We start from the raw sequence: 13,458 nt of genomic DNA, 5'->3' as shown, positions 1-13,458 counted from the left end.
CGGCCCGGCGGGGCGCGGGTACCGAGGGACCCCTGTCCCAGGCGGTAGGGGTCGCGGCGTGGGCGGCCTCGGCGCGCCTCTCGGGCGGGCGGGTGGCTTGCGGCATAGGCTGCCGGCATGGCCCCCCCGATCGCGCTCCCGGAGACCTTCGCCCGCGCGGTCACCGGGCTGCGGTCCGCGGCGCCCCGGTCGGAGATCGTGCTGGAGGAGGTCGGCGCCCCGCAGCGACTCGCCCCGTACGCCTTCGCGCTCTCCGCCACCGTCGGACGCGACGGCGACGAGGTGGCCTCCGGGCGGCTGATCCTGCTGCACGATCCGGCCGGCCACGAGGCGTGGCAGGGCACCCTGCGGCTGGTCACCTACGTGACGGCGGAGCTGGAGGTCGACCTGGCCGCCGATCCGCTGCTGCCGGGGGTGGGCTGGACGTGGCTGACCGACGCCCTGGAGGCGCAGGACGCGCGGCACCGGGCGATCGGCGGCACGATCACGCAGACCCTGTCGACCCGGTTCGGTGACCTGGCCGGCCCGCCGGCGGCCGGCGACATCGAGATCCGCGCCTCCTGGACGCCGGTCGACGACGACCTCGGCCCGCACCTGCTGGCGTGGTGCGCACTGCTGGCCTCCACCGCCGGGCTTCCCCCGCCCGGGGTGACCGCGCTGCCGGAGCGTCGCCCCGCCGGCGCGGCCTGACCCCGGTTCGGGTCACCTCACAGATACTTCTCGGCCTCGTTGCAGACCTTGTCCATGCCCTGGATTGCCTTGTCGTAGGCCGACTTGTTGCCGTTCGCCGCCGCGGCGAGCGCGGTGGTCAGCTTGTCGAGGCAGCTCGCGATGACCTTCTTCTGCCGGGCCTGCTCGTCCCGGTCGTTGCGGGTGCCCGTGAGGTCCTGCTCGGTGTCGCCGAGCTTGTCCCGGACCGCCTGGAGATCGGTCTTGAGCTTCTCGATCTCCTTGCCGTTCGCCGCGATGGTGCCGTCGCGCTGGCTGACCTCGCTGGCCATCTTCTTCTCGGTCCGGTCCAGCTCGTTCGTGGTCGACACGAACAGGCCGGTCATCACCCCGCCCAGGACGAAGAGCAGCCCGGCCACGACCGCCAGGATCAGCACCTTGTGGCTCTTGCCGGGGCCACTCGGCGCGGGGGCGCCGAAGGGCGGGGCGGAGCCGGGCGGCGTGGACATCGGCTGCCCGAAGGCCGGCCCGGAGGCCGGGGGGACCGACATCGGCTGTCCGAAGGCCGGCCCGGAGGCCTGCCCGGCGTGGGGCGACGCGCTGCCGGGGCCGTAGCCGGGCGACGCCGGCGGCGCGGACTGCGGGTAACCGGAGGGCCCGGCCGGCGGCGCGGACTGCGGGTAGCCGGCGGGCGGGGCCGGGTTGTACTGCTGCGGGGTCGCGGCGTACTGCTGGCCGGCGTCCGGCTGTTCGGGCGAGTACTGGCGCGGGCTGCCGTAGGTGGTGCCGTGCGGGGCGCCGCCCGACGGCGGCTGACCGGGCGCGGCCGGCGGGTACGGCGGGTAGCCCTCCGGCCCGGTCGGTGGCTGGGACATTCGTTCTTCCTCCACGTGTGCTGGTCCGGGCGGCATGCTCCGCCGGGCCGAGGGGGTGGGTTGGGCGCTGACGGGGTCAGCAGATCTTGAAGCCGTCGCAGGCCACCTTGATGGGTACGGCGAGGCCGATCCCCTCGGCGTTACGGGCCTTGGCGGTGGCGATGCCGACGACCTGCTTGCTGCCGTTGATGACCGGGCCGCCGGAGTTGCCGGGGTTGATCGGGGCGTCGAACTGGATGACCGGGCCCTCGCCGCCGCCGGCCTGACGGAAGGCGCTCACGACGCCGGTGGTGACGCTGTCCTCCAGGCCGAGCGGCGCGCCGACGACCACGATCTGCTGCCCGGACTTCACGGCGGCGGGCGCGGCGACCAGGCCGGTGAACTTGCCGTTGGTGCGCAGGTGGGCCACGTCGTTGGCCTCGTCGACCCGGACGATGGTCGCCGGGAAGCGCTGGTCGGTGCGCTCCAGGAAGACCTCGCGCTCGCCGGTCTGCCAGAGCGCGTCCACCACGTGGTAGTTGGTGAACAGGTTGGTGCCCCCGCCCGCGGCCGGCTTGCCGATCGCGAACGCGGTACCGGTGGAGTTGCCGGCCCGGACCCGGAACACGCTGGGCAGCACGGCGCTGGCGACGGCCTCCGGGTTGAACGCGGCGCCGGCCTGCTTCTCCAGCGCCTCCGCCCGGGACTCCAGGCCCTCGATCCGGGTGCTGTCGGCCGCCTGCCCCGCCGCCACCTTGCTGTCGGTGTCGCCCAGCCGGTTCGAGAGGCGGTTGATCTGGTACGCCTGCACGCCCGTCACGACGGCGAGCAGGCCGGCGAGCACGAGCGCGGCGACGGTGAGCCCGCGCCCCCTCGTCGCCGGGGCGGGGTAGGGCTGGCCCGGTCCGGGACCCTGGGGGTGGCCCGGGGTGGCGACGCCCGACGGCACGGGCCCGGACGCGGGGGGCCAGGCGGGCCCCGGCGGGTTCCCGGGCGGTGTCGACGGGCCCGGGGTCGTGGACGGCGCGCCGCCCTGCCGCCAGCCACCGGCGTGGGGCGTGGCGGCCGGGGCGGGCGCGTTGGCCGGGGCCGCGCCCCACTGGCCCGGCTGCGCCGGCGGCGACCAGCCGGGTCGGGCGGGCGCGGGCTGCCGGGGGGCGCCCGGCGGCAGGTACGCGGGGGCGGCCGGCTCGATGCGGGGCGGCAGCGGCCCGGGACGGGCCGTCCCCGGCGGGAACCCGCCGTCGCCCGGTCCCGCCGGGCCCGTGTCCGCCGACCCGTAGCCAGCAGTCATTCGCCTTGCCTCCCCGTAGACGCCCCGCTCCGTTCCGGGACCTGATGATGCCCTACCCGCGCAACGGCTCGATGGACCGTACCTGCGCCAACGGTCTTTGTCTTCCCCTATGTCCGGCTCCTGCGGGGACGCGTGGCGGTCGTCCCGTCGACACACACCGGACCGGCTTCACCCACCGCGTCGCGTCGCGCACTAGGGTTGTCAGGTGACCGACGAACCACCCCTGCGCCGTCGGCCCGCCGAAAGCCGTACGGGAAACGATGCGCCCCACCCGCCGTCGGCCCGACCGGAGCCGGAGGCCGCGGGGACCGAACCGACCGCCGACGGGCCCGTGCCGCTGACCGCGCCGCGCGAGGGCACACCCCAGCCGGCCGCCACGCCCGACGAGCTTGCCGAGGTCGTGGCCCGCTTCGCGGCGGGCAGCGGCCCTGTCGCCCTGGACGCCGAACGCGCCTCGGGCTACCGCTACAGCCAGCGCGCCTACCTGGTGCAGCTGCGCCGGGCCGGTTCCGGTACGGCGCTGATCGACCCGTTGCCGCTGCCCGACCTGAGCGCCCTCGACGCGGTGATCGGCGAGGCCGAGTGGGTGCTCCACGCGGCCAGCCAGGACCTGCCCTGCCTGGCCGAGGTGGGCCTGCGCCCGCGCCGGCTGTTCGACACCGAACTGGCCGCCCGGCTGGCCGGATTCGAGCGGGTCGGCCTGGCCGCGCTGACCGAGCAGCTACTCGGGTTCAGCCTGGAGAAGCACCACTCGGCAGCCGACTGGTCGAGCCGCCCGCTGCCGGAGTCCTGGCTGACCTACGCGGCGCTCGACGTGGAGATGCTGGTCGACCTGCGCGACGCGCTCGACGAGGAGCTGACCCGGCAGGGCAAGTCCGCGTGGGCGGCGGAGGAGTTCGCCGCGCTGGTGCGCACCGGGGCCCGCCCGCCGCGGGCACGCGCCGAGCCGTGGCGTCGCACGTCCGGCATCCACCGGGTGCGCGGGGCACGGGCCCAGGCCCGCGTCCGTTCCCTCTGGTACGCGCGGGACCAGATCGCCGCCCGACGCGACGCCGCTCCCGGGCGGGTGCTGCCGGACTCGGCCATCGTCGCGGCGGCGGAGCTGGATCCGAAGGACGAGAAGACCCTGCTCACCCTGCCCGGCTTCGGCGGCCGCTCGGTGCGCCGGCTGGCCCGCACCTGGCTGGCCGCGCTGGACGACGCGCGGCAGTTGCCCGACGACGCGCTGCCGGTCGCCCCGACGGTCGAGGGTCCCCCGCCGCCGCACCGCTGGGCCGAGCGGGACCCGGTGGCGGCGGCCCGGCTGGCCCGCTGCCGGGAGGTCGTGGTCCGCGTCGCCGGCGCGCACCAGCTGCCGCCCGAGAACCTGATCGCCCCCGACTCGATCCGCCGCCTGGCCTGGGTGCCACCGGAGGAGGTCACGGAGGCGACGGTCGCGGAGACCCTCCGGGGCCTCAACGCCCGCGAATGGCAGATCACCCTCCTCCTCCCCGCCCTCGCCGAGGCCCTCACAGACCCACCCCCCACCCCCTGACCCCCCAACCTCCCCGCCCCGCCCTCCCCGTTGATCATGAAGTTGTCGTCGCCCGATCCGGTGTGTCGGCACGACAACTTCATGATCAACGCGCCGGTCGCTGGCAGGGTGGTGTGGGGTGGGCCACACGGGGGCGGGTGCCGGCGATGGTTACTGGCGAGTAGCATCCGGGGGAACACGCCCGTGCCGGCGACCTTCGTTCGGTCCGTAGTGCCGCCCGTCGGCGCGGCGGCCGAATCGTGGTCGAAGAGGAGGCTCAAGTGCCCCGTGAAGTTCGGGATGTCGTCTTCGTCGACGGCGTCCGTACCCCGTTCGGCAAGGCGGGTGGCATGTACGCCAACACCCGCGCCGACGACCTGGTGATCCGCTGCATCCGCGAGCTGCTGCGCCGTAACCCGCAGCTGCCGCCGGAGCGGGTCGAGGAGGTCGCGATCGCCGCCACCACCCAGATCGGCGACCAGGGCCTGACCATCGGCCGGACCGCCGCCCTGCTGGCGGGCCTGCCCAAGACCGTCCCCGGCTTCGCGATCGACCGCATGTGCGCCGGCGCCATGACCGCGGTGACCACCGTCGCCAGCGGCATCGCCATGGGCGCCTACGACGTCGCCATCGCCGGCGGCGTCGAGCACATGGGCCGCCACCCGATGGGCGAGGGCGTCGACCCCAACCCGCGGATCGTCGCCGAGAAGCTGGTCGACCCGTCCGCGCTGGTCATGGGCGCGACCGCGGAGAACCTGCACGACCGGGTCCCGCACATCACCAAGGAGCGCACCGACGCGTTCGCGCTCGCCTCGCAGCAGAAGACCGCCAAGGCGTACGCCAACGGCAAGCTCCAGGACGACCTGGTGCCGGTGGCGGTCCGCGACGAGGAGAACGCCTGGGGCATGGCCACGGTCGACGAGGCGCCCCGGGACACCTCGCTGGAGAAGCTCGCCACCCTGAAGACCCCGTTCCGCCCGCACGGCAAGGTCACCGCGGGCAACGCGGCCGGCCTGAACGACGGCGCCACCGCCAGCCTGCTCGCCTCCGAGGACGTCGCCCGCGAGCTGGGCCTGCCGGTCGCCATGCGGCTGGTGTCGTTCGGCTTCGTCGGCGTCGAGCCCGAGGTGATGGGCGTCGGCCCCATCCCGTCGACCGAGAAGGCGCTGCGCCTCGCCGGCCTGACCATCGACGACATCGGCCTGTTCGAGCTGAACGAGGCGTTCGCCGTGCAGGTGCTCGCCTTCCTCGACCACTTCGGCATCGCCGACGACGACCCGCGGGTCAACCCGTGGGGCGGCGCGATCGCCATCGGGCACCCGCTCGCCTCCTCGGGCGTGCGGCTGATGACCCAGCTCGCCCGGCAGTTCGCCGAGCACCCCGAGGTCCGCTACGGCGTCACCGCCATGTGCATCGGCATCGGCATGGGCGGCACCGTGATCTGGGAGAACCCCCACTGGGAGGGTGGAGACAAGTGAGCGCGCTCGCCGCTACGAACGAGGTCGTCACCAGGGCGCTGCTGCGCCAGGTGAACGTACCGGGGCTGGATCGGCCGGCCGCCCTGATCACCCTCGACAACGGCTTCGACCACACCAAGCCGAACAGCTTCGGCCCGGGCGGGCTGACCAGCCTGGACGAGGCGATCACGGCCGCCCTGGCCGCGAACCCGTCGTTCGTCGCGGTCACCGGCAAGCCGTACGTCTTCTGCGTGGGCGCGGACATCACCAGCCTCCCGCAGCTCGCCGACCGCGAGCAGGCACTGGAGATCGGGCGGCTCGGCCACCGGGTCTTCGCCCGGCTCAAGGACAGCGAGGTCCCGACCTTCGCCTTCGTCAACGGCGCGGCGATGGGCGGCGGCCTGGAGCTGGCGCTGCACTGCCACTACCGGACGCTCTCCGGCGGGGTGGCGGCGCTGGCGCTGCCCGAGGTCTTCCTCGGCCTGGTCCCCGGTTGGGGCGGCACGCAGCTGCTGCCGAACCTGATCGGCATCCCGGCGGCGACCCAGGTGATCATCCAGAACCCGCTGATGCAGAACAAGATGCTCAAGCCGAAGCAGGCCGCCGAGATGGGCATCGCGGACGTGCTGCTGGAGCCGGCGGACTTCCTGGAGCGGTCCCTGGAGTGGGCGGCCGGCGTCGTCCGGGGCGAGGTCACCGTGACCCGGCCCGAGGTCGACAAGGACATGTGGGCGGGCGTGCTCTACTTCGCCCGGCAGACCCTCGACGCGCGGCTGCACGGCGCGGTCCCGGCCGCGTACAAGGCGCTGGACCTGCTGGAGACGGCGAAGGACGCCGACTTCGCCACCGGCACCGCCGCCGAGGACGAGGCCCTCGCGGACCTGGTCTTCTCCGAGGAGCTGCGCAGCGGCCTCTACGCGTTCGACCTGGCGCAGCGGCGGGCCAAGCGGCCGGCCGGCGCACCGGACAAGGGCCTGGCCCGCCCGGTCACCAAGGTGGGCATCGTCGGCGCCGGCCTGATGGCCAGCCAGCTCGCCCTGCTCTTCGCCCGCCGCCTCCAGGTGCCGGTCGTCATGACCGACCTGGACCAGGCCCGGGTGGACAAGGGCGTCGGCTACGTGCACACCCAGATCGAGAAGGCCGTCAGCAAGGGCCGGATGGACAAGGGCACGGCCGCCAAGCTGTACGGCCTGGTCAGCGGCTCGGTCGACAAGGGCGTCTTCGCCGACGCCGACTTCGTCATCGAGGCCGTCTTCGAGGACCTGGGCGTCAAGAAGCAGGTCTGGGCGGAGCTGGAGAAGATCGTCAAGCCGGAGGCGGTGCTCGCCACCAACACCTCCAGCCTGTCGATCACCGCGATGGCCGAGGAGCTGGAGCACCCCGAGCGGGTGGTCGGCTTCCACTTCTTCAACCCGGTCGCGGTGCTGCCGCTGCTGGAGATCGTCCGGGGCGAGCGCACCGACGACGCCACGCTCGCCACCGCGTTCGCGGTCGGCAAGCAGCTGAAGAAGTCGAGCGTGCTGGTGAAGGACGCCCCGGCGTTCGTGGTCAACCGGCTGCTCACCCGGTTCCTGGGCACGGTGTTCGCCGCCGTCGACGCCGGCACCCCGCTGGAGGTGGCGAACAGCGCGCTGGACCCGCTGGGCCTGCCGATGCGGCCGCTCGCCCTGCTCCAGCTCGTCGGGCCGGCCGTCGCGTACCACGTGGGCGGCACCCTGCACGCCGCGTTCCCGGACCGCTTCGGCGTCAGCGAGAACCTCAAGCGGATCGCCGACTCGGGCCAGCCGATCGTCGTCGACGACCAGATCAACGACGAGGTCGCCAAGCTGCTCGTGGTCGGCGACCAGCCGCTCACCGAGGAGCAGGTACGCCAGAACGCGCTCGACGCGCTGGCACAGGAGATCCGGCTGATGCTCGACGAGGGCGTCGTCGCCGAGGCGCAGGACATCGACCTGTGCATGATCCTCGGCGCGGGTTGGCCGTTCCACCTGGGTGGCGTCACGCCGTACCTGGACCGGACCGGCACCTCCGAGCGGGTCACCGGCCGCCGGTTCCTGCCGCACGGGGTGGCGAGCCTGCCCGCCTGATCCGCACCGCCCCCGCGTTCGCGGTGGTTGCCCCGTCCAGCTTGGATGGTGGTGGCCACCGCGATCGTCGTTGCGGCCGATACGGTCGGGATCGGGACAGCGGTACCGTGCCGTGGCTGGCTACGATCACCCGTTCGCAGACTCGCCTGGAGCTGATCATGTCCCAACCGCCGGTCGATCCCTGGTCCGGGCAGCCGGAGCACGACACGCACTACGACTTCCACCCGCCGCGGCCGGACGGCTACCCGGCACCGCCCCCCAGCGGCTGGACTCCCCCGCCCCGCGGCCAGCACCCGTCCGGCGGTCAGCACCCGTCCGGCGGTCAGCACCCGTCCGGCGGCCAGCCCTCGCCGGGCGCAGGGTGGCCCGCCACGCCACACCCCGGCCCCGCGCCGACCCAGCCGTACCCCGGCCCGCCGCCGGCCCAGCCGCACCCCACCCAGCCCTACGGCGGCTACCCCGTCACGCCCCAGGCCGGCTTCCCCACCAGCCCGTACGCGGGCTATGCGCCGCCGGCGCAGGGCGCGGGCCAGCCGGCGAGGCCCCACCAGCTGATGCTGACCCTGGGCCTGGTCGGGCTGCTGGTGCTCTGCCTCGGCGGCGGCGGCATCGCCTACCTCGCCTACGAGGGCGATCAGGGCGCCGACCCCCGGCCCAGCCCGAGCGCGTCCCCGACCGCGTCGGCGTCGAGCGCCACCCCGAGCGCCGCCACGTCGTCCGAGGCCGCCCCGTCACCGGAGTCGTCCAGCGACGCCCCGCAGATCCGGGTCGTCACGCCGGAGACGCTCGCGGGCCGCCCGAAGAGCACCGAGCCGACCCTGCGTAAGGCCGCCGACGACATGGTCCGCGAGCTGCGGACCTCGGTACGCGGCGCGACCGGCGTAGCCGGCGCCTTCTACGGCAGCGCCGACGAGCGGAACATGGTCATGGTGATCGCCGCCTCCACCTTCGTGCTCAATCCGGAGCGGGAACTCGACGACGCGATCAAGGGCATCTCCAAGGACCTCGCCGTCACGAAGATGACCACCATCGCCCCGGGACCGCAGGGCGGCCTGGCCAAGTGCGGCGACGGCGAGTCCGCCGGCGTCCCCCTGGGCGTCTGCGCGTGGGCCGACCACGGCAGCGTCGGCATGATCGTGATGTTCTTCTCCTCCGCGGCCGCCTCGGCGGCGGAGTTCGTCGCCATCCGCAGCCAGATCGAGCAGAAGTACTGAGCCGTACGGCGGTGCGCGGGGGCCCGTCCACGACGTGGACGGGCCCCCTCGCGTCAGCCCGCCGTGGCGGCCCGCTCGGCGGCGCTGCGCAGCACGCAGAACTCGTTGCCCTCCGGGTCGGCGAGCACCACCCAGCCCGAGCCGTCGGCGCGACGCTGGTCGGCGACCTGGGTCGCACCGATGGCCAGCAGGCGCGCCACCTCCTCGTCCCGGGTGCGGTCCGCGGGCTCCAGGTCGAGGTGGAGGCGGTTCTTCACCTGCTTGCCCTCGGGCACCGCCACGAAGAGCACCTCCGGGCCACCCGGGGGCAGCAGCATGGCCTCCGGGTCGCCGGGGAAGTCGTCCGGCTGGCGGGGGCAGTCGAAGACCTGCGCCCAGAAGCCGGCCAGCGCGTACGTGTCGCGGCAGTCGATGCTGACGTTGTGGATCCGTGCGCTCACGGGTGTTCCTCCTCGATGGTCGTACCCGCCCGCTCCGCCGCGCCGCGCAGGACGCAGAACTCGTTGCCCTCCGGGTCGGCGAGCACCACCCAGCCCGTACCGTCGGCGCGCCGGCGGTCGCTCACCGCGACCGCGCCGAGGCCGAGCACCCGCTCGACCTCCTGCTCCCGGGTCCGGCCGGTCGGTCGCAGGCAGACGTGCACCCGGTTCTTGACCGTCCTGGCCTCGGGAACCCGCTGGAAGAAGACGTGCGGGGTGGAGTCGTCCGGGGGCAGCAGCACCGCCTCCGGATCGCCCGGGGCGTCGTCGGCGTGCCGGGCGTACCCGAGCACCGCCGACCAGAAGCCGGCGAGGGCGTAGGTGTCGTGGCAGTCGAAACTGATGTTCTGGATCCGTGGATACACGGGTTCCTCCGCTAGGGATGGAGGCGCCCCGCGTGTGTGAGAGTCAGCCGGCGAGACGGGGCGCGGAAGTCATGACGGTGGACATCGACGCACCCCCCTCCGGTCCTCGAGCTGACGGCATGATCCTTCCACCGGGCCGGCTCCCGCCGCAACCCCCACGGCGCGAGCCGCACCCCCGCAGCGCGAGCCGCACCCCCGCAGCGCGAGCCGCACCCCCACGGCGCGAGCCGCAAACCCCGCCGGCCCGTCAGCGACGGGCCGCCGGCTCCTCGGCGGTGATCGCCGGTGCGGCCTCCGCCGCCGGCAGGGTCACCGTGACCTCCAACCCCCCGCCGGCCTGAGCGATCACCTTCACGGTGCCGCCGTGCGCGTCGCAGACCGCCCGGACGATGGAGAGCCCGAGACCGGAGCCGCGTGCGCCGGTACGCTCCCGGCCGCCGCGCCGGAACGGCTCGAACAGGCCGGGCACGTCGGCCTGGTCCACCTCGAAGCCGGTGTTGCCCACCACCAGCCACGACCGGCACCCGTCCGACCCCGTACGCACCCAGAGCCGGCCGTGCAGATGGTTGTAGCGGATCGCGTTCTCGATCAGGTTGCCCGCCAGCCGGTCGAGCAGCCCGGGATCGCCGACGACAGGTGCGGACTCCAGCGAGGTCTGCACCCGCAGCTTGATCCGCTCCACCTCCCGGCGTACGGCCGACAGGGCGTTGGCGGTGCCGGCGGCGAGGTCGCACTCGGTGCGCCGGCCCAGCCGGCGGCCCGCCTGGGCCTCGCTGCGGGCGAGCACCAGCAGGGCGTCGACCAGCCCGTTGGCCCGCTCGGAGGCGTCCCGGACCACCATGGCCATCCGGCGGTACTCGGCCGCGTCCGCCTCGTCGTCGCTCAGCGTCACGTCGATCTCGGTGCGCATCACCGCGAGCGGGGTCCGCAGCTCGTGCGAGGCGTTCGCCACGAACCGCTTCTGCGCCTCGAACGCGGCGGCTATGCGGTCCAGCATCTCGTCGAAGGTCTCCGCCAGCTCCGCGACCTCGTCGTCGGCGCCCGAGTAGCCGATGCGCTGGTCCAGCGTGGTCTCGCCGAGCCGACGGGCGGTGGCGGTGACCTGGTGCAGCGGGCGCAGTGCCCGCCCGGCGACCGCGTACGCGCCGGCCACCCCGACGACGCTGATCGCCAGCAGCGCCACCAGCCCCTTGACCAGCAGCTCCCCGCTGGCGGCGTCCACCAGCTGACGCTGCCACTGCGCGGCGTCCAGCGACCGGCCGTCGGCCAGCACCACCGTGGTGCCGGGCAGCAGCTCGTCGGTCGGTCGCAGCGCGTCGCGGACCAGCAGCCAGGCCAGCAGCACCAGGATCGCGCCCGCGCCGACCAGCAGCACCCCGTTGAGCAGGGTCAACCGCAGCCGCAGCGTGGGCCGCAGCCGGGCCCGCCGGCTCGTGGCGTCGGCCCTCGTCCGCGACCGCCCGGCCTTCAGCGCCGGCTCGCTCCGCGCGCTCACGCCGGCGTCTCCGCCGTGCGGTAGCCCGCGCCGACCACCGTCTCGATCAGCGGCGGGTCGCCGAGCTTCTTGCGCAGCGTCATCACGGTGACCCGGACGATCGTGGTGAACGGGTCCGTGTTGGCGTCCCAGACCCGTTCCAGCAGCTCCTCGCTGGAGACCACCGCGCCGCGCGCCTTGAGCAGCTCGCAGAGCACGCCGAACTCCTTGTTGGTCAGGTCGACCGGCTGGCCGCCCCGGGTGGCCACCCGGCGGGCCGGGTCGAGGACCAGGTCGGCGAGTTCGAGCACCGGCGGCGCGGCCGGGGTGGCCCGGCGGCCGAGGGCCTGCACCCGGGCCACCAGCTCGTCGAAGGCGAACGGCTTCGGCAGGTAGTCGTCGGCCCCGAGCTGCAACCCCTCCACCCGGTCGGCGACGGTGCCGCTGGCCGTCAGCATCAGCACCCGGGTCAGGATGCCGGAGGCGGCCAGCTCCGCACAGATCTGGTCGCCGTGCACACCGGGCAGGTCCCGGTCCAGCACCACCACGTCGTACCGGGTGACGAACGCCATCTCGTGGCCGCTGTCGCCGTCGTAGGCGACGTCCACCGCCATGCCCCGCTTGCGCAGCCCCCGCGCGATCGCGTCGGCGAGGTTGCGCTCGTCCTCGACCACCAGTACCCGCATCCCGGCCTCCTCGCGCCCCTGACCACTGACAACCTAGTGGCGGTAGCCAAACCGGTCCGCACCCGGCGTCCCCGGCCGACCCCGTTGCAGAAAACCTTCGTCGTACGCAATGCTCTCGGCACCAAGCTTCGTGCGACGGACGGGGAGACGCATGACCGACGCGGCGCCGACGATCCGGCGGGACGTCACCTACCGGGGCTTCCGCCTCCCCGACGACGCCGGGCTGGGCGACCTGTCCGGGCTGCGCGCGGGCGGGCGCGGCCTCGAACTGGCCGAGCCGGCCGACCGGCTCGAACACACCGACGCCGACGGCCGCACCCGCCGGTACGCGGCCGGTAGCTGGACGTCCCCGCCGGTGCCGGTCGGCTTCGCCGTACGCGACGTGGTGCCCTCGTGGACCGGCGACACCCCCGGCGACTGCTGGCTGCGCGTGGAGCTGCGCGGCTGGCACGACGACGCCCCGGCCACCGGGTGGTACGTCCTCGCCGACTGGGCGGCCGACGACCACGCGATCCGCCGGACGACCGTACCGGGGCAGCGCGACGCCGACGCCCGGGTGGACACCGACACCCTGCTGGTGACGGACGCGACGGTCACCGGCTGGCAGGTGCGGGTGACCCTGCTCCGACCGGAGGACGCCGACGGGACCCCGGTGCTGCGCGCGGTCGGGGCGGTCGCCGCAGGCCCCCGCCCGGCGGCGACGACCGGACCGTCCCGCCCGGCAAGGGAGGACGCCCCGCCCACGGCCTGGGGCACCGTGCTGGACGTGCCGCGCTACTCGCAGCGGCTGCACGCCGGCAGCCACCCGCAGTGGGGCGGCGGCGGAGACTCCTGGTGCAGCCCCACCTGCACCTCGATGGTGCTGGCCTTCTGGGGTGCCGCCCCGGCCCCGACCCGGTACGCGTGGGTGGCCCCGGCCGGCCCCCGCCCGGTGGTGGTACACGCCGCACGGCACTGCTACGACCACGCCTACGCCGGGGCCGGCAACTGGGCGTTCAACACCGCGTACGCGGGCCTGCACGGTGTGGACGCCTTCGTCACCCGGCTGCGCTCACTGACCGAGGCGGAGGCGTTCGTGGCCGCCGGCATCCCGCTGATCGTCTCCGCCGCGTTCACCGCCGGCCAGGTGCCCGGGCTGGACTACGACACCGCCGGGCACCTGATGGTGCTGGTGGGCTTCACCGACACGGGTGCTCCGGTGCTCAACGACCCGTACGCGCCGGACGACGACGCGGTGCGCCGGATCGTCGACCGGGACCGCTTCGAGGCCGCCTGGCAGGGCGGCAGCGGCGGGGTGGCGTACGTGCTCCGGCCGCCCGGCGTGCCGCTGCCCCCGGCGCCGGAGCAGCCCAACTGGTGACCCCGG

The 13,458-nt window shown here is 74.5% G+C and carries 12 protein-coding genes; 6 read left to right on the top strand and 6 right to left on the bottom strand.

What is annotated here, in order from left to right; genetic code table 11:
* Positions 1–117 precede the first annotated feature (117 nt).
* Positions 118–690, top strand: coding sequence for a DUF3000 domain-containing protein (locus tag AC5L34_RS12365; protein ID WP_089001365.1), 573 nt, complete (start codon positions 118–120; stop codon positions 688–690).
* Between the two features lie 17 nt (positions 691–707).
* On the opposite strand, the gene AC5L34_RS12360 is transcribed toward AC5L34_RS12365, so the two are convergent.
* Positions 708–1,544 (bottom strand): hypothetical protein, encoded by an 837-nt coding sequence (locus AC5L34_RS12360; protein WP_441175213.1) that lies wholly within the window; start codon positions 1,542–1,544, stop codon positions 708–710.
* A 76-nt stretch (positions 1,545–1,620) separates the two neighbouring features.
* Complete coding sequence (locus AC5L34_RS12355; RefSeq protein ID WP_494824929.1) at positions 1,621–2,817, bottom strand: S1C family serine protease; 1,197 nt, start codon at positions 2,815–2,817, stop codon at positions 1,621–1,623.
* Between the two features lie 205 nt (positions 2,818–3,022).
* Between AC5L34_RS12355 and AC5L34_RS12350 the strand changes: the two genes are divergently transcribed.
* The 4 genes from AC5L34_RS12350 to AC5L34_RS12335 all read left to right on the top strand — a co-directional run bounded on the left by AC5L34_RS12350 (position 3,023) and on the right by AC5L34_RS12335 (position 9,088).
* A complete protein-coding gene (locus tag AC5L34_RS12350; RefSeq protein ID WP_441175215.1) occupies positions 3,023–4,351 on the top strand; it encodes a ribonuclease D in 1,329 nt (442 codons plus the stop codon).
* 260 nt (positions 4,352–4,611) lie between these two features.
* A complete protein-coding gene (locus AC5L34_RS12345; RefSeq protein ID WP_494824927.1) occupies positions 4,612–5,808 on the top strand; it encodes a thiolase family protein in 1,197 nt (398 codons plus the stop codon).
* Positions 5,805–7,874, top strand: coding sequence for a 3-hydroxyacyl-CoA dehydrogenase NAD-binding domain-containing protein (locus AC5L34_RS12340; RefSeq protein WP_494824925.1), 2,070 nt, complete (start codon positions 5,805–5,807; stop codon positions 7,872–7,874). The genes AC5L34_RS12345 and AC5L34_RS12340 overlap by 4 nt, the downstream gene beginning before the upstream one ends.
* A 158-nt stretch (positions 7,875–8,032) precedes the next feature.
* A complete protein-coding gene (locus tag AC5L34_RS12335) occupies positions 8,033–9,088 on the top strand; it encodes a hypothetical protein (RefSeq protein WP_494824923.1) in 1,056 nt (351 codons plus the stop codon).
* A 53-nt stretch (positions 9,089–9,141) separates the two neighbouring features.
* Here AC5L34_RS12335 and AC5L34_RS12330 read toward each other — a convergent pair whose 3' ends face one another.
* The 4 genes from AC5L34_RS12330 to AC5L34_RS12315 all read right to left on the bottom strand — a co-directional run bounded on the left by AC5L34_RS12330 (position 9,142) and on the right by AC5L34_RS12315 (position 12,092).
* Complete coding sequence (locus AC5L34_RS12330) at positions 9,142–9,528, bottom strand: VOC family protein (RefSeq protein WP_441175219.1); 387 nt, start codon at positions 9,526–9,528, stop codon at positions 9,142–9,144.
* Positions 9,525–9,932, bottom strand: a complete 408-nt coding sequence (locus tag AC5L34_RS12325; RefSeq protein WP_441175220.1) for a VOC family protein — start codon at positions 9,930–9,932, stop codon at positions 9,525–9,527. Before AC5L34_RS12325 ends, AC5L34_RS12330 begins: the two co-directional genes overlap by 4 nt.
* A 247-nt stretch (positions 9,933–10,179) precedes the next feature.
* The gene (locus AC5L34_RS12320; RefSeq protein WP_363897417.1) at positions 10,180–11,349 is read right to left on the bottom strand and encodes a sensor histidine kinase; all 1,170 of its coding nucleotides are present in this window, start codon (positions 11,347–11,349) and stop codon (positions 10,180–10,182) included.
* Between the two features lie 74 nt (positions 11,350–11,423).
* On the bottom strand, positions 11,424–12,092 hold the full coding sequence (locus AC5L34_RS12315; protein ID WP_494824921.1) for a response regulator transcription factor: 669 nt from the start codon (positions 12,090–12,092) through the stop codon (positions 11,424–11,426).
* A gap of 151 nt (positions 12,093–12,243) precedes the next feature.
* Between AC5L34_RS12315 and AC5L34_RS12310 the strand changes: the two genes are divergently transcribed.
* The gene (locus AC5L34_RS12310) at positions 12,244–13,452 is read left to right on the top strand and encodes a C39 family peptidase (protein ID WP_441175222.1); all 1,209 of its coding nucleotides are present in this window, start codon (positions 12,244–12,246) and stop codon (positions 13,450–13,452) included.
* Positions 13,453–13,458 lie beyond the last annotated feature (6 nt).

The sequence above is a fragment of the Micromonospora sp. ZG13 genome (assembly GCF_059359355.1).
This window is presented reverse-complemented; position numbering and strand designations above follow the sequence as displayed.